General features: G+C 63.4%; 18 protein-coding genes. 4 read left to right on the top strand and 14 right to left on the bottom strand.

All coding sequences use genetic code 11. From position 1 onward, the window contains the following. The first annotated feature begins 60 nt into the window (after positions 1-60). Positions 61-504, top strand: coding sequence for a universal stress protein (locus tag EV674_RS09875; RefSeq protein ID WP_119013297.1), 444 nt, complete (start codon positions 61-63; stop codon positions 502-504). A gap of 151 nt (positions 505-655) precedes the next feature. Here EV674_RS09875 and EV674_RS09870 read toward each other — a convergent pair whose 3' ends face one another. The 6 genes from EV674_RS09870 to EV674_RS09845 form a co-directional block, all read right to left on the bottom strand. Then, positions 656-2,209: a malonate--CoA ligase gene (locus EV674_RS09870; protein WP_119013296.1), complete on the bottom strand. Its 1,554-nt coding sequence runs from the start codon at positions 2,207-2,209 to the stop codon at positions 656-658. Positions 2,210-2,214: 5 nt separating this feature from the next. Continuing rightward, positions 2,215-3,036, bottom strand: coding sequence for an enoyl-CoA hydratase/isomerase family protein (locus EV674_RS09865; protein WP_119013295.1), 822 nt, complete (start codon positions 3,034-3,036; stop codon positions 2,215-2,217). Between the two features lie 44 nt (positions 3,037-3,080). After that, entirely contained in the window at positions 3,081-4,535 is a 1,455-nt protein-coding gene (locus EV674_RS09860; protein WP_119013294.1) for a malonyl-CoA decarboxylase, read from the bottom strand. 150 nt (positions 4,536-4,685) lie between these two features. Then, positions 4,686-5,501 (bottom strand): prolipoprotein diacylglyceryl transferase, encoded by an 816-nt coding sequence (gene lgt / locus EV674_RS09855; protein WP_119013293.1) that lies wholly within the window; start codon positions 5,499-5,501, stop codon positions 4,686-4,688. Between the two features lie 199 nt (positions 5,502-5,700). After that, the gene (gene ilvD, locus EV674_RS09850) at positions 5,701-7,560 is read right to left on the bottom strand and encodes a dihydroxy-acid dehydratase (protein WP_119013292.1); all 1,860 of its coding nucleotides are present in this window, start codon (positions 7,558-7,560) and stop codon (positions 5,701-5,703) included. A gap of 96 nt (positions 7,561-7,656) precedes the next feature. Continuing rightward, positions 7,657-7,899, bottom strand: coding sequence for a TIGR04438 family Trp-rich protein (locus EV674_RS09845; protein WP_119013291.1), 243 nt, complete (start codon positions 7,897-7,899; stop codon positions 7,657-7,659). A 100-nt stretch (positions 7,900-7,999) separates the two neighbouring features. On the opposite strand from EV674_RS09845, the gene EV674_RS09840 reads away from it, so the two are divergent. Next, complete coding sequence (locus tag EV674_RS09840; protein WP_119013344.1) at positions 8,000-8,305, top strand: c-type cytochrome; 306 nt, start codon at positions 8,000-8,002, stop codon at positions 8,303-8,305. A 91-nt stretch (positions 8,306-8,396) separates the two neighbouring features. Here the strand turns inward: EV674_RS09840 and EV674_RS09835 are convergent, their stop codons facing one another. From EV674_RS09835 to EV674_RS09815, 5 genes are all read right to left on the bottom strand, one after another. Next, a complete protein-coding gene (locus EV674_RS09835) occupies positions 8,397-8,858 on the bottom strand; it encodes a LapA family protein (protein WP_119013290.1) in 462 nt (153 codons plus the stop codon). 34 nt (positions 8,859-8,892) lie between these two features. Continuing rightward, positions 8,893-12,030, bottom strand: coding sequence for an efflux RND transporter permease subunit (locus EV674_RS09830; RefSeq protein ID WP_119013289.1), 3,138 nt, complete (start codon positions 12,028-12,030; stop codon positions 8,893-8,895). A gap of 29 nt (positions 12,031-12,059) precedes the next feature. After that, the gene (locus EV674_RS09825) at positions 12,060-13,226 is read right to left on the bottom strand and encodes an efflux RND transporter periplasmic adaptor subunit (RefSeq protein ID WP_119013288.1); all 1,167 of its coding nucleotides are present in this window, start codon (positions 13,224-13,226) and stop codon (positions 12,060-12,062) included. 158 nt (positions 13,227-13,384) lie between these two features. After that, positions 13,385-13,834, bottom strand: coding sequence for a ribonuclease HI (gene rnhA, locus EV674_RS09820; RefSeq protein WP_119013287.1), 450 nt, complete (start codon positions 13,832-13,834; stop codon positions 13,385-13,387). Positions 13,835-13,851: 17 nt separating this feature from the next. After that, entirely contained in the window at positions 13,852-14,622 is a 771-nt protein-coding gene (locus tag EV674_RS09815) for a class I SAM-dependent methyltransferase (protein WP_241524938.1), read from the bottom strand. On the opposite strand from EV674_RS09815, the gene gloB reads away from it, so the two are divergent. Both gloB and EV674_RS09805 read left to right on the top strand, forming a co-directional pair. After that, entirely contained in the window at positions 14,621-15,397 is a 777-nt protein-coding gene (gene gloB, locus EV674_RS09810; RefSeq protein ID WP_119013285.1) for a hydroxyacylglutathione hydrolase, read from the top strand. The genes EV674_RS09815 and gloB overlap by 2 nt on opposite strands. Next, the gene (locus EV674_RS09805; RefSeq protein ID WP_119013284.1) at positions 15,397-16,923 is read left to right on the top strand and encodes a transglycosylase SLT domain-containing protein; all 1,527 of its coding nucleotides are present in this window, start codon (positions 15,397-15,399) and stop codon (positions 16,921-16,923) included. Before gloB ends, EV674_RS09805 begins: the two co-directional genes overlap by 1 nt. A 51-nt stretch (positions 16,924-16,974) precedes the next feature. Here EV674_RS09805 and EV674_RS09800 read toward each other — a convergent pair whose 3' ends face one another. The 3 genes from EV674_RS09800 to EV674_RS09790 form a co-directional block, all read right to left on the bottom strand. Continuing rightward, positions 16,975-18,012, bottom strand: coding sequence for an ABC transporter substrate-binding protein (locus EV674_RS09800; protein WP_119013283.1), 1,038 nt, complete (start codon positions 18,010-18,012; stop codon positions 16,975-16,977). 200 nt (positions 18,013-18,212) lie between these two features. Beyond that, complete coding sequence (gene recR, locus EV674_RS09795) at positions 18,213-18,803, bottom strand: recombination mediator RecR (RefSeq protein ID WP_119013282.1); 591 nt, start codon at positions 18,801-18,803, stop codon at positions 18,213-18,215. Between the two features lie 28 nt (positions 18,804-18,831). Next, positions 18,832-19,164, bottom strand: a complete 333-nt coding sequence (locus EV674_RS09790) for a YbaB/EbfC family nucleoid-associated protein (RefSeq protein ID WP_119013281.1) — start codon at positions 19,162-19,164, stop codon at positions 18,832-18,834. Between the last annotated feature and the right edge of the window lie 34 nt (positions 19,165-19,198).

Below are 19,198 nucleotides of genomic sequence, written 5' to 3'. Positions count from 1 at the left end.
GTGCATTTTTTTCAGACAATGCCGCCCACCCCATTGATCTTTTCCCCAGAGAGGACCCCCATGTACAAGCGCATCCTGATTGCCACCGACGGCTCCGAGCTGTCCGATAAAGCCGTTCAAAGTGGCCTGTCGCTGGCTGCTTTGTCAGGCGCTTCGGTGGTGGCACTGAAAGTGGTGCCGCGCTACCCGCGCAGCTATTTTGAAGGCGGCATGCCCGTTGAGGCCAGCGACATCCAGCGCATTGAAAAACAATGGGACGAAGCTGCCCAGGCGCTGGTCGATGGCGTCAAGACCGCAGGCGACGCCCAGGGCGTGAGCGTCAAGGCCGTGGTGGCGAAATCCGACCTGGTGGCCGAAGCCGTGATTGCTGCCGCCAAAAAGCACAAGTGCGACCTCATCGTCATGGCGTCGCACGGGCGCAAGGGCATCAAGCGCCTGCTGCTGGGCAGCGAAACACAGCATGTCTTGACGCACTCGCACATCCCCGTGCTGGTGCTGCGCTGAACGCTGCGGACAGCGCATTCACTTCAAGCCAAATCAGGCTCTACGCCTTGCGCACCAAGCGCAAGCAGCTATCAATTCAGAAGCAAAATCGCCTCCAGCCATGCCATGCTGGAGGCGATTTTTGCGCCCTCCCCTCCCCTCCCCTCCTGGCTCAGGCAAACAAGCTCTGGTACTGCGCCCGCAGCAGGTTCTTTTGCACCTTGCCCATGGTGTTGCGCGGCAGTTCTGCCACCACAAAGCAGCGCTTGGGAATCTTGAAATTGGCCAGCTGGATTTTGAGCTGGGCCACGATGGCCTCGGCATCGGGCTGGGCACCGGGCCGGGCCACCAGCACGGCCACGCCCACCTCACCAAAATCGGGGTGTGGCACACCCACCACGGCACTCTCGGCCACGCCGGGCAGCTCGTTGATGGCAGCCTCCACCTCGGCGGGATAGACGTTGTAGCCGCCCGAGATGATCAGGTCTTTGCTGCGCCCGACGATGCTGACGTAACCGCGCGCGTCCACCAGGCCCACGTCGCCGGTCTTGAACCAGCCATCGGGCGTGAATTCTTCAGCGGTTTTTTCCGGCATGCGCCAGTAGCCTTTGAACACATTGGGGCCTTGCACCTGGATGTTGCCGATCTCGCCCACGGGCAGCGGCTGGTTGGCATCGTTGACCACGCGCAGGCCCACGCCGGGCAGCGCAAAGCCGACGGTGGCGCCACGGCGCTCGTCTTGGCCACCGTAGCGAGCGTCAGCGGCATAGGGGTTGGAGGTGAGCATGATGGTTTCACTCATGCCGTAGCGCTCCAGGATGGTGTGGCCGGTGCGCTGCTGCCACGCGGTAAAGGTTTCGATCAGCAGTGGCGCCGACCCGGAGATGAACAGGCGCATGTTCTGCACCGCCTCGCGGGTCAGGCCGGGCTCGGCCAGCATGCGCACGTACAGCGTGGGCACGCCCATGAACACCGTGGCGCGGGCCATGGCGGAAATGGCGGCTTTGGGCTCGAACTTGGCCAGCCAGATCATCTTGCTGCCATTGAGCAGCGCCGCATGGATGGCCACAAACAGCCCGTGCACATGAAAAATCGGCAGCGCGTGGATGAGCACATCGCCCGGCACCCAGCCCCAGTAGTCCTTGAGCATGACCGCGTTAGAGAGCAGATTGCCGTGCGTCAGCATGGCCCCTTTGCTGCGCCCGGTGGTGCCGCTGGTGTAAAGGATGGCGGCCAAATCGTCCGCCGTGCGGGCCACCGGCTGGTGCTGGTCGGCGTGGTGAGCAGCGCGCTCCAGCAAGGAGCCGGTGCGGTCGTCGCCCAGCGTGAACACCTGCTGCGTACCCGCCGTGAAGGCGATTTTGGACACCCAGCCAAAGTTGCCCGGCGTACACACCACCACAGCAGGCTCGGCGTTGCCGATGAAGTATTCGATCTCGCTGCTCTGGTAGGCGGTGTTGAGCGGCAAGAACACGCAGCCCGCGCGCAGTGTGGCTAGGTACAGCACCATGGCCTCGACGGATTTTTCGACCTGCACCGCCACGCGGCTGCCCTCGGGCAGCGCCAGCGAGGCCAGCAAATTGGCCATGCGGGCGCTGGCGTGGTCCAGGTCGCGCCAGGTGTAATTCAGCGCCGTGCCGTCGGGGGCGGTGGTTTCCACGGCCACCAGATCCAAGTCAGAGGGAAAGGCCGCGCGCAAGGCGGCAAACAGATTGTGTGAGCGCATAGGTTTCAAAAAACAGGGGGACGTTTGGCCAGAAAGGCCGTAATGCCTTCGCGGTGCTCGGCGCTGTCGGCGTAGGCGTAGGGGTCGGCGCTGCCGTTTACTATGGTTTCGATAGCTGGTAGCGCGCACCCATCAAGGGCTGGAGGCACTTTTAATGCCCGAAATGTTTGTTTGGTCATGCGTGCGGCTTGGGGCGCCAGCGCGGCGATGCGGCAGGCGCTGCCCAGGGCATCGACGGCCAGCTGCTCGTCTGCCACCACCCGGCTCAAAAAGCCACGCGCCAGCATGTCACTGGCGCTGAAGGTGGCCGCCTCCAGCAGCATCTGGCGCGCTGTGAGTTCACCGACCGCACCAGCCACCAGTTGTGCCTCGCGCGGCGCCATCGGAAAGCCCAGTTTGGCAATCGGCGCACCAAAACGCGCGGACGTGCCCGCAATGCGCAGATCGCAGCAGCTGGCAATCTCCACGCCCGCGCCCATGCAGGCACCCGCAATGTGCGCCACGATGGGCACATCGCAATCGAGCATGGCCTGCAGGCCGCCCCACACATCGCCCTCGTGAAAATCGCGCAGCTGCGCCGCATCAAAGCGAAACGCCGGGTATTCCGAAATATCGCCGCCCGCGCAAAACGCGCCGCCATCGCCCTCAATCAGCACGCAGCGCACGTCCTGGCTGCGCTGAATGCTCTCAAAAACAGAGCGCAGCTGGCGCCACATGGCGCGCGACATGGCGTTGAGCCTGCCGCTGTGGCGCAACGTGACGCGCACCACACCGGCCGCCGCCGGGGCTGCGCCGACCACCGGCGCAGCAATCACTTCTCCTGACATGCAATACCCTTTTCTGGATGAATTTCAACGCGCCCCGGGAGGGGTCACGGGCACAGGCTTTCAATGTCTTTGGAGGCGGGCACCTTGCCTTGTGCCAGCAAACTGCGGTGCTTGTCGATGCGCTTGAGGTCGTAGAGGTAATTGACCATCAGCCCGTAAGACTGTTTTTGCCCCTTGGAGGACGGGTCGCCCGCCCAGTTCAGGCGCTCCACGCGCGCGCCGTTGCCCAAATGGAAGCGCGCCACCGGGTCGATGGGCTTGCCGTCTGGCAGCTCGCGCGCCAGGTAGTGCGCGGCGCATTGCAGCAGCCACTGGCGCAGCGCCGATTTGGGCTCCAGCGCCAGCGCCTTGTCGGCAGCGGCCAGCAGTGCGGGGGCCTGGAGCGGCTCGGCGCCCACTTCGCGGGCCAGCTCGGCGCGTTGCTTGTCACTGAACCGATTCAGCATGGCCGGTGCGTTTTTGCCCAGCCAGGCGCGAAAGCCCGGAATGGGCGAGAGCGTGGCAAACGTGCGCAGGCGCGGAAACTCGGCGCACAGCGTCTCGACCACGTGCTTGATGAGCGAATCGCCAAAGCTGACGCCGCGCAGGCCAGTTTGCGTGTTGCTGATCGAATAGAAAATGGCCGTGGAGGCACGGCTGATGTCGGTGGGCGCAGCCGCCTCGTCCAGCAGCGGCGTGATGCTGCTGGAGATGCTGTCGACCAGCGCCACTTCCACAAAAATGAGTGGCTCGTTGGGCAGGCGCGGGTGAAAGAACCCGTAGCAGCGGCGGTCGCTGTCGAGGCGGTTTTTCAGGTCGGCCCAGCTGCGGATGTCGTGCACGGCCTCGTATTTGATGAGCTTTTCGATCAGCGAGGCGGGCGAGTCCCAGGACAGGCGCCGCAGCTCCAGAAAAGCCACGTCAAACCAGGTGGAAAACAGGTGCTCCAGCTCGGCGTCCAGCGCCAGCAGGCGCTTGTCGCTCTTGAGGTGGGGCAGCAACTCGGCGCGCAAGTCCACCAGAAAGCGCATGCCCTCGGGGAACACGGCAAAGCGCTGCAACAGGCGCGTGCGCGGCGACACCAGAGCGCGGCGCAGCGTGATTTCGGCCTGGCCCTCTTCCTCGGTGCCTGCGGCGGCCTCGTAGCGTTGGCGCGCAGATTGGAAACGCGTGGCATCGGGCGCGAACTGCTCGCACATCAGCAGCCACAGGTCGTGGCGCTCGGCAGGTTGGGCCTGGGCGTACCAGTCAGCCACCACCTGCGCACGGCGTCCGCCCTCCAACTCGCTGGTGCGCGGCTGGATCACGGCTTGCAGATCGGTCAGTACGCGGCGCAGTGCGCGCGGCGACAGTGCTTCCTGGCCCCGGCGCAGCGTGGCCTGCAAGCGGTCATGGGTGGTGCGCGGTGCGGCAGCGGCCTTGGCGCTGGCCGCTGGGGGCACGGTTTTATCGGCCGCGTCAGGCGGCGCAGAACGCAGGCGAGAGACGCTGCGGGCAATCCAGTCGGGGGCGTTTTTCATGGACTTAACCATACCAGAGGAAAACCACGGCCTGGCGTCAGAAAACAGCCCCAAAATCCTTGCATGGCGTGCAGTACGACAACACCAAACGCTATTAATTCAATGGCTTTTAGCGCCCTGCCTGTAAGGCTTTGATGCCAATTTGACTTGTTATTTTTGCACCGGCTGGCGCTGGGCCCACAGCCACAGGCCCACACCACCGGCCACCATCGGCAGGCACAGCCACTGGCCCATGCTCATGCCCAGCGGCAACAGGCCCAGGAAGCCGTCGGGCTCGCGGAAGAACTCGGCAATGAAGCGGAACACGCCATAGCCCAGCAAAAAGGCCGCCGCCACCTGGCCCTGGCGGCGCTCACGGCGCGCATACAGCCACAGCAGCACGAACAGCAACAGCCCTTCGAGCAAAAACTGGTACACCTGCGACGGGTGGCGCGGCTGCATGGAGCCGCTGTGCGCAAACACCATGCCCCAAGGCAAATCGGGGCTGGCAAAGCGGCCCCACAGCTCGCCATTGATGAAGTTGCCCACACGCCCTGCCGCCAGCCCGGTGGGCACGCAGGGCGCGACAAAGTCAGCCACCTGCAACCAAGGCCGCTGGCGCGAGCGGGCAAACCAGACCATCGCAGCGATGACGCCGAGCAAGCCGCCATGAAAGCTCATGCCGCCCTGCCAGATGGCAAAAATCTCCAGCGGATGGGTCGCGTAATAACCGGGCTTGTAAAACAGGCAGTAACCCAGCCGCCCTCCCACGATGACGCCCATCACGCCCAGGAACAAGATGTCCTCCACATCGCGGCGCGACCAAGCACCCGGCCCGGTGATGGCCGCAAAGGGCGGATGGCGCAGGCGCCGCGTGCCCAGAAACATGAACAGGCCAAACGCCGCCAGATACGTCAGGCCATACCAGTGGATGGCCAAGGGGCCGATCTGCAACGCAACGGGATCAATGTGGGGATAAATCAGCATGGCGGCGATTGTGCCCGGCACCCAATCCCGCGCAAAAAACCGGGTTGGCTGGATGGGCTGAATTTTAGGCAAAAAGTGCCTCTAGCGCTTACGCAGCAAGCGCTAGCAGCTATCAAAAACAAAGCAACCAAAAGAAAACCCGCTGGGGAGGGTGTCCAGCGGGTTCATGCACCAGGCGCCTGCGCGCCCGGTGGGGGCATCAGTCGCCCAGCAGCGACAGGTCGCGCACCGCGCCCTTGTCGGCGCTGGTGGCCAGCAGCGCGTAGGCCTTGAGCGCAGCCGACACCTTGCGCGGACGCGGCTTCACCGGCTTCCAGCCTTTGGCATCCTGCTCGGCACGGCGGCGGGCCAGCTCCTCGTCCGAGACCAGCACATCGATCGTTCGGTTGGGGATGTCGATGCGGATGCGGTCGCCCTGCTGCACCAGGCCGATGGCGCCACCGGCAGCAGCCTCCGGCGAGCAGTGGCCTATCGACAGCCCCGACGTGCCGCCCGAAAAACGCCCATCGGTCAGCAGCGCGCAGGCTTTGCCCAGGCCCTTGGACTTGATGTAGCTCGTGGGGTAGAGCATTTCCTGCATGCCCGGGCCGCCCTTGGGGCCTTCGTAGCGCACGATGACAACGTCACCGGCCTTGACGTTGTCGGCCAGGATTTCTGCCACGGCTTCGTCCTGCGACTCGGTCACAAAGGCCGAGCCTTCGAACACCAGGATGGACTCGTCCACACCCGCTGTCTTGACCACGCAGCCATCGACCGCGATGTTGCCGTGCAACACCGCCAGGCCACCTTCTTGCGAGAAAGCGTGCGTGGCCGAGCGGATGCAGCCCTCGGCGCGATCCAAATCCAGGCTGGGCCAGCGCGTGGCCTGGCTGAAGGCCACTTGCGTGGGGATGCCAGCCGGGCCTGCCATGTAGAAGGTTTTGACCGCTTCAGACGGGTTGCGCGCGATATCCCATTGGTCGAGCGCATCCTTCATGGTCTTGGCGTGCACCGTGGGCACGTCGGTATGCAGCTTGCCAGCGCGGTCAAGCTCTCCCAGGATGGCCATGATGCCGCCAGCGCGGTGGACGTCTTCGATGTGGTACTTGTTGGTGTTGGGCGCCACCTTGCACAGCTGCGGCACCACGCGCGAGAGGCGGTCGATGTCCTTCATCGTGAAGTCGATCTCGGCCTCCTGGGCAATGGCCAGCAGGTGCAGGATGGTGTTGGTGGAGCCGCCCATGGCGATGTCGAGGGTGATGGCGTTTTCAAAGGCCTTCAGGCCGATGGCGCGCGGCAGCACGGCCATGTCGTCCTGCTCGTAATGGCGGCGGCACAGCTCCACGATGGTGCGCCCGGCCTGCTTGAACAGGGCTTCGCGGTCGGCGTGCGTAGCCACCACGGTGCCGTTGCCGGGCAGCGACAGGCCCAGCGCCTCGGTCAGGCAGTTCATGGAGTTGGCGGTGAACATGCCCGAGCAGCTGCCGCAGGTGGGGCAGGCCGAGCGCTCGACCTCGGCCAGATCGGCGTCGCTGACGCTGCTGTCCACGGCCATCACCATGGCATCCACCAGGTCGAGCTTTTTGAATTCGATGGTCTGCGTGGTCGGGTTGGCCAAGCGCACCTTGCCTGCCTCCATCGGCCCGCCCGAGACAAAAATGACCGGGATGTTCAAGCGCATGGCAGCCATCAGCATGCCGGGGGTGATCTTGTCGCAGTTCGAGATACACACCATGGCATCGGCGCAGTGCGCGTTCACCATGTACTCGACCGAGTCGGCAATGATGTCGCGGCTGGGCAGCGAATACAGCATGCCGTCATGGCCCATGGCGATGCCGTCATCGACGGCAATGGTGTTGAATTCTTTGGCCACGCCGCCAGCGGCCTCAATCTCGCGGGCCACCAGCTGGCCCAGATCCTTCAGGTGAACGTGGCCAGGCACGAACTGGGTGAAGGAGTTGACGACGGCAATGATGGGCTTTTGAAAATCATCGTCCTTCATGCCAGTGGCGCGCCAGAGCGAGCGCGCACCTGCCATATTGCGACCGGCGGTAGAGGTTTTGGAGCGGTAAACAGGCATGGTGATTTTTCGTAAAGGGGTTAACTGGGGGGCGCAGGAATTATCCCCCAGCGATCTGCCACCCCAGCGCCAGCCAGAAGATGGCCGCGTGCCTGCTCAGCGCGGCTTGCGTGGTTGCATGCCCAAGGCTTGCTTTTGCTTGTCGAGGCGGTCTTTTTTGCGTTGGTCCATTTTTTCCATGGCCTTGCGTTTGGTGTAGCCCGTGGAATCAGCCCAGGCCCACCACAGTATGGTGAGGGCAAAAGGCGTCAGCACCCACCACCACGACCACTGCGCCACGGGCGCTATGTCCAGATACTTCAGCAACGACAGTGCAATTCCCAAAACCAGCATATACATGGCGCCCCCCAACGAACAAAACAAATCACCAGCAGCAGTCAACCCGGATCACTACAATGGCATCAAAAGCAATGTACCCCAACCAAGAGGAAAGACCATGATGAAACGCTCCCTGACTATCCTTGCCCTGACGCTGTCGGCTGCTGTCCCTGCCATGGCAGATCAGGCATTGGCCACTGCCAAAAACTGCATGGCCTGCCACGCAATCGACAAAAAACTGGTCGGCCCCTCTTACAAAGACGTAGCAGCCAAGTACGCTGGCCAAAAAGACGCGGTGGACAAGCTGGCTGCCAAAATCATCAAGGGCGGCGCTGGCGTGTGGGGCCCGGTTCCCATGCCGGCCAACGCCCAAGTCAACGACGCAGAAGCCAAGAAACTGGCTACCTGGGTTCTGACGCAAAAGTAAATCGGCAGTGGCGCCCAAGCGCCCTGTACGTTCGGCCACCGCACATTCCTCCTGTGCCGTGGCCGAAGTTGTTTCTGGCAGGCTCTGGTGTTCAACCCTGCCTGGGAGCGCGGCCGATTTGCTGCTCCAGTTGCCCGATGTAGGCAGCGGCACTGTTGTCTGACTCTTGGGCACGCGCCATCAGATGGGTCTCCAGGGCGTCCAGGCGTGCCATAAAGGCCTCTTGGGATTGAACCTGCTGGCTTTGCACAAAAGCGCGCAGTTCCGTAAAGCGCGAAGCCTCGGCCTTGTCGGCCAATTCGCGCTGCGCCTGCATTTCTTTGGCGTGGCGCCGCGTCTCCAGCAGCACCGAGCCCTGCAATGACAGCACATACGCCACGAAGAAAATCCCTAACAACACCGTCAGGCCCAGCATCAACACGCCCAGGGGTGCCTCGAAAGACAGCAAGCCCAGCGAGACTTCAGACGGCGTTGCCAGCGCATTCCAGTTGAATACGGCCAGCACGGTGATGAGTGCTACGGTCAACAACAAAACAAGGGTTCTCGGATTCATCAGGCACAGTTCCTTTCAGCGTTGAATTGCAGCCTCATTTCGACAAGGGTGAACCCTGAGGCACCGGGTGCGGGTCTGGCTGCTCTGCTTCCATGCGCGCCCCAGGCACCGACTTGCGCGCCAGCAGCGCATACATGGTGGGCACCACAAAGATGGTCAGCAAGGTGCCCAGGCTCATGCCACCCACAATCACCCAGCCAATTTGCATGCGGGTTTCAGCACCCGCGCCCTGGGCCAGCGCCAGCGGCACCGCACCCAGCACCATGGCGCCGGTGGTCATCAAGATGGGCCGCAGCCGCTGGGCCGATGCTTTGACCAGCGCATCCACCATCTCCAGCCCCTGCTCACGCAGCTGGTTGGTGAACTCCACAATCAAAATTCCGTGCTTGGTGATCAGGCCCACCAGCGTGATCAGACCAATTTGTGAATACACATTGAGCGAACCGCCACTCCACTTCAATGCCAATAGCGCACCAATCATGGACAGCGGCACGGACAGCATGATCACCAGCGGATCAATGAAGCTCTCGAACTGCGCCGCCAGCACCAGAAAAATAAACACCAGCGCCAGCACAAACACAATACCCAGCGCGCCTTGCGAGTTTTTGAACTCGCGCGAGGTGCCGTTCAGATCGGTGGTGTAACCCGGTTTGAGCACTTTGGCAGCCGTGGCATCCATAAAGACCAATGCCTCGCCCAGCGAATAATCCGGCGACAAATTGGCCGTGATGGTGGCCGAGCGGCGCTGACCGAAGTGATTCAACTCGCGCGGACTCACGCTCTCGCGCACGGTGACCAGGCTGGACAGCGGAATCATGGCGTCATTGCGCCCCCGGACGTAAATGCCATCAATGTCCTCGGGCGTAGTGCGTCCGGTGGCCTCGGTCTGCACGATCACGTCGTACTGCTCGGCGTCGCGCTTGTAGCGGGTCACGGTGCGTCCGCCCAGCATGGTTTCAATCGCTTTGGCGACGACATCCACATTGACCCCCAGATCGGCAGCGCGCTCGCGGTTCACATCGATACGCAGCTCGGGCTTGTTCAGGCGCAAATCCACATCGGGTGACGTGATGCCAGGGTTTTTGGCCATTTCAGCCAGCATCTGCTCGGCCACGGCACTGAGATTTTCGTAGCTGTCGGAGGTCTGAATGACGTAGTTCAGTGGCCGCGAACGAAAGCCCTGGCCTAACGAGGGTGGCGTGATCGGAAACGCATTCACCCCCGGCAGACTGGCCAGCCGAGGTTGCAGCTCACGGGCAATGTCCAGCGTGCTGCGGCTGCGGTTTTCCCAGTCTACGGTGCGATACACCACGCTGCCTTGCGACACCATGGGGTTGCCGATATTGGCAAAAATGCGGTCGAACTCGGGGTAGTCACGGCCTATCTTTTCCAGCTCCAGGGCATAGCGGTTGGTGAAGTCCAGGGTGGCGCCATCGGGGGCCGTGATATTGGCCAAAATAGTGCCCCGGTCTTCCAGGGGCGATAGTTCCTGCTTCATGGTCGGGTACACCATCACCAGCCCCACGCCACTGAGCACCATGGTGCCCACCACCAGCCAGCGCGCCTGCAACAGCGCACCGCGCACACCGCCACCGGCGGCATGGGCCGTCACCAGCCAGCGCAGCAGCCGGCCATACGCATCCGACAAAGCCGTCAGCCAGCGCTCCATGGAGCGATCGAACCAGTGCGGGTTGGGATTGTGCTTAAGCAGCAGCGAACACATCATGGGTGATAACGTCAGCGCCACAAATCCCGACACCAGCACGGCTCCCGCCAGCGCCAGCGCAAACTCGACAAACAGGCGCCCGGTGCGCCCCGGCGTGAAAGCCAGCGGCGCATACACCGCCACCAACGTGAGGGTCATGGCCACGATGGCAAAACCAATCTCACGCGCACCCTTGATGGCTGCTGAAAACGGGTCTAGCCCCTCTTCAATGTGGCGGTAAATGTTCTCCAGCATGACGATGGCATCGTCCACTACCAAACCAATGGCCAGTACCAGCGCCAGCAAAGTCAGGGTGTTGATGGAAAAACCGGCAAGCTGCATCAACGCAAACGTACCCACCAGACTGACGGGGATGGTGATGATGGGAATGATGGACGCGCGCAACGTGCGCAAGAACACAAAAATCACCAGCGCCACCAGCACCACGGCCTCGGCAATGGTGGTGTAAACGCTTTTCACCGAGCGGTCGATGAAGATGGAGTTGTCGTTGGCCACCTCCACCACCACGTCGGCGGGCAAATCGGCCTGAAGCGTGGGCAGCATGGCACGCACACCGGCAGACAGCTCCAATGGGTTGGCCGTAGCCTGGCGGATCACACCCACTGAAATGGCCTCGCGGCCATTCAGGCGCACCTTGCTGCGGTCGCTGGCGGGGCCTTCTTCCACCCGTGCCACGTCGCGCAGGCGCACCGGAAAGCCATTGACCGTGCGCACCACGATGTCAGCAAACTGGAGCGGCGTGAGCAGGCTGGTCTGCGATGTCACGCTGAACTCACGCTGCTGCGACTCAATGCGCCCGGCGGGCAGTTCCAGGTTGTTGCGGCGAATGGCGTCTTCCACGTCCTGCGTAGTGAGCCGGTAGCCGGCCATGCGCTGGGGATCGAGCCAGACGCGCATGGCGTAGCGGCGTTCGCCGTAAATAGGCACATCGGCCACGCCAGTGACGGTTTGCAGGCGGGGCTTGACGATGCGGTTGAGCAAATCGTTGATCTCCAGCGGCGTTTTGCTGTCGCTGCTGAAGGCCAGCCACATCACCGGGAAGGCGTCGGCTTCGACCTTGGCGATCACAGGCTCATCGACGGCATCGGGCAAGCGGTTGCGCACGCGCGCGGTACGGTCGCGAACCTCGGCGGCGGCGTTGTCGGCGTCTTTCTCCAGGCGAAAGCGCACCGATATCTGGCTGCGCTCAGCCCGGCTGATGGAGGTGATGACGTCCACACCATCAATGCCGGCAATCGAGTCCTCCAGCGGCTTGGTCACCTGGGACTCAATCACCTCGGCAGAGGCACCCGCGTAAGCCACGCTCACGGTAACCACGGGTTCGTCGATCTTGGGGTACTCGCGCACTGACAGGCGCGTGAAACTGACGGCACCAATCAGCAGCACCAGCAGCGATAGCACGGTGGCAAACACCGGGCGACGGATGGATATTTCAGCAATTTGCATGGCAAAGACAGTGCGTTGCGCCTGCGCACTCAGGCCGGCTGGCGCGCAGGGGCAGAAGTCGGCAGAGAGGCGGGCTCCGGCGCTGCTGGCACCACCACCCGCACCGGCGCACCATCCTGTTGCACCCGCTGGTGCCCGGCAGTGACGACCGTATCACCCAGCTCCAGGCCTTGCAACACCTCCACCTGACCAGCGCGGCGCAGGCCCAGTTGGACTGGTACACGCTGCGCGATGCGGCTATCCGGCGCTGCGCCCGGCACCACCTTGAGTACATAAGGCTTGCTGCCCTGGGGAACGATGGCCTCCTCAGGTACCACACGGGCATCGGCACGGGCACCAAACACCGCCGTGACGCGTGCAAACATGCCCGGACGCAACTGTAAATCGCGGTTATCAATGCTGCCACGCACCGCCACAGAGCGCCCGTTGGCATCAATCTGCGGATCGATGGCGCGCACCACGGCACTGAACGTCGCACCCGGCAACGCATCCAGCTCCACCCGGGCGCCCTGGCCCACACGCACCTGGGTCTGGTAACGCTCAGGCAGGCGGAAATCCACCCACACGCTGTCAATGTCTTCAATGTTGACGATGTCGGTGCCGTCTTTGAGGTAGTCGCCCACATGGACATTGCCGATGCCCGCGATACCATCAAAGGGCGCCACGATCTTCAGCCGCGCTGCCGTGGCCTGGGCCAGGGCCAGTTTGGCCTGCGCCACTTGCAGATTGGCCGCACTTTCATCCACCGAACGTTGGCTGATAAAGCCCTGCGCCACCAGCTCCTGGTTGCGCTGGTGGTTGGCGCGGGCAATCGAGAGTTCTGCCTGCGCCTGCTGCACCTGTGCGCGCGGCAACTGGTCGTCCAATTGCACCAGCAACTGGCCCTGGCGCACCCGCGCCCCATCGCGAAAATGCAGTTGCGTGACGCGCCCACTGACCTCGGGGCGCAGCACCACGCTGCGGCGTGACCGCAAACTGCCCACAGCCTGTACTTCGTCACTGATTGCCATGGCGCGCACGTGCGCTACTTCAACACTGATGGGTTTCGCTGCACCGGCACGCTGGGCATTGCGCGCCACGGCAGGCGCGGCATTCTGCGGCGCGGCAGCGCCCGGTTTTTGCAGCCACCAGGCTGCGGTACCGGCGCCGACCATGCCGATCACCGCAACGACAAGATAGATTGCTCTGGAGGCCATAACAATAGACGGGGGAGTTACCTGTAAGCAGCCTGTCAATGTAGCAGCGTAGCTGCCGCCCCGATGCCGCAGCCGCTTGCTGTGGGCCGCCCCAGCCCCAGTTTTACGCAGGCTTTACACAAGCCAGGTCGGCATCGTGCGTGACTGCGCACCCACCTTTAGTGGCGCCCGAGCGCCTGCTCCACTCCCCGGTTGGCCAGCGCATCGGCGCGCTCATTGCCCGGATCACCGGAGTGGCCCTTGACCCAACGCCAGTCAATGCGATGTCCGCCTGCGCTGACCAGCGCATCCAGGCGCTGCCAAAGCTCTACATTTTTTACCGGTTGCTTGGCCGCTGTACGCCAGCCCCGGGCTTTCCAGCCGTGGATCCATTCGGTAATGCCTTTGCGCACGTACTCGCTATCGAGGTACAACGTCACGGCACAGGGGCGCTTGAGGGCTGACAAGGCCTCAATCACGGCAATCAACTCCATGCGGTTGTTGGTGGTACCCAGTTCACCGCCAAACAACTCTTTTTCTATGGCACCGGCGCGCAGCAGCACACCCCAGCCACCAGGGCCAGGATTGCCCTTGCAGGCACCATCGGTATAAATCTGAATCTCGTTCACGCACTATTCCTGTCTGTTCACGGGGAATTACCCGCTCGATTGGCGACTGGCACCGATACGCCCACACGCTGCGATCTGCTGCGCCAGGCAGGCTCCAGCCGCCGCATGCCATGCACCCGCTTGACGGCCACCACAAAGTATGCGGCGCCGAGTATCGGCCAGCAGCGCGCGCCCATGCGGTCCATCCATGAAAAACGCTGCAACCACTGCTCGGTGCGCACTGCCGGGGCATAGCAGCCAAAATCGGCCGTCTCCACCTCGAAACTGAGCAGCCGCAACCAATCACGCAGGCGCCAATAACCGATGAACTCCCCCACATCCGGCAGGTACAGGCGGCCCCATCCCAGGCGCTGGTACAGGCGTGCGCGCTGCTGGCGCAGCCCCCACAAACTGACGGGATTCAAACCACTGATGACCACCCGCCCTTCCGGCACCAGTACGCGCGCCACTTCACGCAGTGCAGCGTGGGGGTCGTGGCTGAGCTCCAATGCATGGGGCAGCAGCAATAAATCCAGGCTGTTGTCGGCAAACGGCAAAGCCACTGCGTGGGTCAGAAAGTCAGGGGCGACGGCACCCGGCACCGGCCCAGACAACTCGCCCATGCCCCGCCAGCGGTGGGGCATGCGGTTGGCGCGCAGGCCATCGAGCAGCGGCATGCCTAGCTGCACACTGTGGTAACCGAACACGTCGGCCACCGCCTCGTCAAAGCGCGCCTGCTCCCACGCCAGCAGGTAGCGGCCTGGCGGGGAGTCAAACCAATGGTGCAAACCTATAATTTGAGCGCTCATGAATCTGCTACCACTGCCCGCTTTCTCCGACAACTACATCTGGATGTTGCACAACGCACACCAGGCCATCGTGATTGATCCGGGCGATGCACACCCGGTGCTGCAAGCACTCGACCGCCTTGGCTTGCAATTGCAGGCAATTCTAGTCACGCACCACCATGCAGACCATGTCGGCGGCGTAGAGGCGCTGCACTTGGCCACCGGCGCCAGCGTCTACGGCCCTGCGCGCGAGGCCATGCCCCATGGCACCACACCTGTACAGCAGGGCGACCAGATCCAAGCCCTGGGTACACCGTTTACCGTGCTGGACGTACCCGGCCACACTGTAGGCCACGTTGCATACTACGGCGCGCCGGCACAAGGCGCACCCTGGTTGTTTTGCGGCGACACCTTGTTCTCCGGAGGCTGTGGCCGCTTGTTCGAAGGCACGCCTGCGCAAATGCTGGCATCGCTGGACGCGCTGGCCGCACTGCCCGACGACACCCAGGTGTGCTGCGCCCACGAATACACACTTTCCAACCTTAAATTTGCCCGCGCGGTGGAACCCGACAACACCGCACTGCTCCACTACCAAGGCGTGTGCGAGGCCCTGCGGGCAAAGCAACAGCCCACGCTGCCCTCCCACATCGGGCTGGAGCGCAATATCAACCCCTTCTTGCGCACCCGTGTTGCGCAGGTGGCCGCTGCGGCACAGGCCCATGCCAACACGCCCCTGAATCCCCAGGATGCAGTCGCGGTGCTGGCAGCACTGCGCGAATGGAAAAACCAATTTTGATGAAACTACTTTCTACCGCCTGCCTCGCTGGCCTGCTGTTTCTTACAGGCTGTGCTACGCAATCGCCGTCCGGCGGCTTCTCGTCCGACCCCGACGCCCCACTCTCCAGCCAAAGGCACTCCTCCCCCGTCATCCCCGGCGGCCCACTGCAGCCCATCACCGCCACCAAAATGGGCAGCAGCCAGGTGGCTCCCCTGTTCACCCCTGCCGACCTTTGGGATCGCATCCGCCGTGGCTTTGCCATGCCCGACTTGCAGCACGAGCTGGTGCAAGACCGTGAGCAGTGGTATGCCAGCCGCCCCGACTACATGCAGCGCATGACCGAGCGCTCTAGCAAATACCTCTTTCACATCGTAGAAGAGCTGGAGCGCCGGGGCATGCCCACCGAACTGGCACTGCTGCCCTACATCGAAAGCGCGTTCAACCCCCAGGCCGTTTCTACCGCCAAGGCCGCGGGCATGTGGCAGTTCATGCCCGCCACGGGCAACTATTTCGATCTCAAGCAAAACGTCTTTCGCGATGACCGGCGCGATGTGCTGGCCTCGACCCGCGCGGCCCTCGATTACCTGCAAAAGCTGCACCGCATGTTTGGTGACTGGCACCTGGCGCTGGCAGCCTACAACTGGGGCGAGGGCAGCGTCAGCCGCGCCATTGCCCGCAACCAAAAAGCGGGCCTGGGCACCAGCTACACCGAGCTGAACATGCCTGCCGAAACCCGCATGTACGTGCCCAAGCTGCAGGCCGTAAAAAACATCGTGGCCGACCCAGAGGCTTTCAAAACCGAGCTGCCGCTGATCGAAAACCACCCCTACTTTCAGACCGTGGACATCACCCACGACATTGACGTGGCGCTGGTGGCACAGCTGGCAGGCATCCGCGAGCAAGACTTCCGGGCGCTCAACCCATCGTTCAACAAGCCGGTGATTCTGGCGGCGGGCACACCGCAAATTTTGCTGCCCTGGGACAACGCCAAGGTCTTCCAGCGCAACCTGGAAGCGCGCAGCCAGGGCCAGTACGCCAGCTGGACGGTCTGGACCGTGCCCAGCACCATGAGCGTGGCCGAGGTCGCCCAGCGCATGAGCATGAGCGAAGCCGATCTGCGCCACATCAACGGCATACCCCCGCGCATGCTGATCAAGGCCGGCTCGGCGCTGATGGTGCCGCGATCGACCACCACGCGCCAGGATGTGACCGAGCATGTTGCCGACCACGGCCAGATTGCCCTGACGCCAGAAATCATCACCCGGCGCACCACCGTGCGCGCTGGCAAACGCGACAGCGTGGCCAGCATGGCCAAGCGCTACCGTGTCAGCGCCGCCAACGTGGCCGACTGGAACAGCGTCAAGCCCGGCGCAGCCTTCAAGGCCGGGCAACAAGTGGTGCTGTATCTGCCTGTGCAGATGAAAACCGCTGGCGCCAAACCGACCAAGGCGGGTGCGGCACGCAACCAAAGCGCCAGCAAAAAATCTCCCACCATCAGCAAAGTAGCGCGCGGTGGCACGCCCACCAAAACGCGCCGACACTGAAAGCCCTGCGCTGCGTCACCATCGGGGGTGCAGCGCAGCCCCGGCGGCGCTTCAGACAAAAAACCGCTGTTTGGCCTTGCGGGCAAAGTCGTGGGTAAAAGTGCGCGCCAAATTCACGTGCTCCAGCCCCTGTGCGTTCTCGTGCAATGACGCCATGGTGCGCAGTGCCGTAGCGGGGCCATCGCTGGGCATCATGCCGTCGATGGAAATGGTTTCGCGCACCCGGGCAAAAGCGGCCAGATAGCCGCCCCGGTCGCCCTGCCAATCGGCAGCCGGAACGGCCTTGACCAGATCCCCCGGGCCTGCCGTTTGCAGCCACTTGAGGGCATGCACCAGCCCATAGACCAAGGCTTGCGCATCTGCAGCGCGTTGGTGCAAAAAACGCTCCGGTGCGGCCAGGCAGCCGCCGGGCAAGGCGCCGCCAAACACCGCCTGCGAGCCCCCCAGGGTACGGGCCTCACTGAGCAAGCGCAACTCGCCCTTGCTCTCCAATTGCGCCATCACCGGATCGCCGTGGCACAGCGCCTGCACGCGCTGGGCGCGCACCGCTGCCGCAGCAGAGGCACCTGCCCCCACCGCCACATAAGTCACGTCCTGCGGCCCCAGCCCGGCGCGCGCCAACACCAGCAAAGCCATGGCGTGCGACAAAGAGCCCAGCGCATCCACCCCGACCTTGCGCCCACGCAGATCAGCCAGGGTGTTCGACCGGGGCAGCGCCCGCGTGGAAACGCCCAAAGCCAGCTGCGCAGCGCGCCCCTGCAACACCAGCGAGCGCACCTCTGGCGCCCCCAGCGGCGGGCTGATCACATGCTCATAGCCGATGGCGCAGACCTGTGCTGCGCCCTGGCGCACCGCATCCAGGGCCAGCGCATCGCTGGCAAACTCGCGCACCGACACCGACAACCCCTCCTGGCGGAAAAAATCCAGCTGCAACGCCACCGTCAGCGGCAAATGCCGAAATGCCGACGTGGAGCGCCCCCCCACCGCCACCGTCAGCTGCGGCGCCAGCGTGGCCGACGGGGTGCGCAGCGCAGCACCCGCCAAAACCATGGCGGACAGAGCGCCAAAGGCGCGGCGACTGGGATTCATGGGCGGCACGGTAAAGAAAACTCCTGGGTGGGCGCCACAATTGGTGCAGTGCAGCAATTGTGCCTTCCCCGTGGCAGCAGCGCATCAGGGTCAGTCCCTGCGGGTTTCTACGTACCGCACGCATCAATAACGGCATTTTAAGCCTCCAGCCCTTGCTGGATGCGCGCTAGCAGCTATTAAATTAGAAGCAATGAACGCCCTCAGCGCCGGTCGGCCAGGGCGTGGGCAATGGTGCCCAGATCGACATATTCCAGCTCGCTGCCCACGGGCACGCCACGCGCCAGTCGTGTGGTGCGCAAACCACGGGCCTTGAGGGCCTCGCTGATGACGTGGGCGGTGGTTTCGCCCTCGGCGGTGAAGTTGGTGGCCAAAATCACCTCCTGCACCACGCCATCGCTGGCGCGGTCGAGCAGTTTTTTCAGGCCGATGTCTTTGGGGCCGATGCCGTCGAGCGGGCTGATGCGCCCCATCAGCACAAAGTACAGCCCCTGAAACGCCCCCGTGCGCTCCAGCGCCGACTGGTCGGCGGGGGTCTCGACCACACACAGCCGCGTGGCGTCGCGCTCGGGGTCTTGGCAGACCTCGCACACCTGGGCTTCGCAAAACGTGTGGCAGCGCTCGCAGTGGCGCATGCTGCCCACCGCCTGGGCCAGCGCCTGCGACAGCGCCAGCGCGCCCTCGCGGTCGTGCTGCAACAGGTGAAACGCCATGCGCGCCGCCGACTTCACGCCCACCCCCGGCAAGCGCCGCAGCGCCTGCACCAGGGCGTCCAGGGAGTTGCTGGTGGCCATGGCTATCGCCCCCGCGCAGTAGCGGCCATCAGAACGGGAACTTCATGCCACCGGGCAAACCGGGCATGCCAGCGGTGATCTTGCCCATTTTTTCGGACGAGGTTTCCTCGGCCTTGCGCACGGCGGCGTTGAAGGCAGCGGCCACCAGGTCTTCAAGCATGTCTTTGTCTTCGGCCAGCAGGCTGGGGTCGATGGTGACGCGCTTGACGTCGTGCTTGCAGGTCATCAGCACCTTGACCAGGCCCGCGCCCGACTCGCCCTCGACTTCGACGTTGGCCAGCTCGTCCTGGGCTTTTTTCAGGTTGTCTTGCATGGCCTGGGCCTGCTTCATGAGACCGGCGAGTTGTCCTTTGTTGAACATGGGATACCTTTCGTTGCGATGTAAATAAGGAAAT

Origin of the sequence: Simplicispira metamorpha, assembly GCF_004341365.1 — a bacterium.
GTDB classification, from domain to species: domain Bacteria; phylum Pseudomonadota; class Gammaproteobacteria; order Burkholderiales; family Burkholderiaceae_C; genus Simplicispira; species Simplicispira metamorpha.
Note: the sequence above shows the minus strand (reverse complement) of the source record. Positions and strands in the feature narration are given on the sequence as shown.

Coding starts and splice junctions, on each gene's coding strand:
- gloB (WP_119013285.1), top strand. CDS start 14,621: ATGAATCTGCTACCACTGCCCGCTTTCTCCGACAACTACATCTGGATG.
- ilvD (WP_119013292.1), bottom strand. CDS start 7,560: ATGCCTGTTTACCGCTCCAAAACCTCTACCGCCGGTCGCAATATGGCA.
- EV674_RS09860 (WP_119013294.1), bottom strand. CDS start 4,535: ATGAAAAACGCCCCCGACTGGATTGCCCGCAGCGTCTCTCGCCTGCGT.
- recR (WP_119013282.1), bottom strand. CDS start 18,803: ATGGCCACCAGCAACTCCCTGGACGCCCTGGTGCAGGCGCTGCGGCGC.
- EV674_RS09830 (WP_119013289.1), bottom strand. CDS start 12,030: ATGCAAATTGCTGAAATATCCATCCGTCGCCCGGTGTTTGCCACCGTG.
- EV674_RS09805 (WP_119013284.1), top strand. CDS start 15,397: ATGAAACTACTTTCTACCGCCTGCCTCGCTGGCCTGCTGTTTCTTACA.
- EV674_RS09825 (WP_119013288.1), bottom strand. CDS start 13,226: ATGGCCTCCAGAGCAATCTATCTTGTCGTTGCGGTGATCGGCATGGTC.
- EV674_RS09870 (WP_119013296.1), bottom strand. CDS start 2,209: ATGCGCTCACACAATCTGTTTGCCGCCTTGCGCGCGGCCTTTCCCTCT.
- EV674_RS09840 (WP_119013344.1), top strand. CDS start 8,000: ATGAAACGCTCCCTGACTATCCTTGCCCTGACGCTGTCGGCTGCTGTC.
- lgt (WP_119013293.1), bottom strand. CDS start 5,501: ATGCTGATTTATCCCCACATTGATCCCGTTGCGTTGCAGATCGGCCCC.
- EV674_RS09835 (WP_119013290.1), bottom strand. CDS start 8,858: ATGAATCCGAGAACCCTTGTTTTGTTGTTGACCGTAGCACTCATCACC.
- EV674_RS09865 (WP_119013295.1), bottom strand. CDS start 3,036: ATGTCAGGAGAAGTGATTGCTGCGCCGGTGGTCGGCGCAGCCCCGGCG.
- EV674_RS09815 (WP_241524938.1), bottom strand. CDS start 14,622: ATGAGCGCTCAAATTATAGGTTTGCACCATTGGTTTGACTCCCCGCCA.
- EV674_RS09790 (WP_119013281.1), bottom strand. CDS start 19,164: ATGTTCAACAAAGGACAACTCGCCGGTCTCATGAAGCAGGCCCAGGCC.
- EV674_RS09800 (WP_119013283.1), bottom strand. CDS start 18,012: ATGAATCCCAGTCGCCGCGCCTTTGGCGCTCTGTCCGCCATGGTTTTG.
- EV674_RS09875 (WP_119013297.1), top strand. CDS start 61: ATGTACAAGCGCATCCTGATTGCCACCGACGGCTCCGAGCTGTCCGAT.
- EV674_RS09845 (WP_119013291.1), bottom strand. CDS start 7,899: ATGTATATGCTGGTTTTGGGAATTGCACTGTCGTTGCTGAAGTATCTG.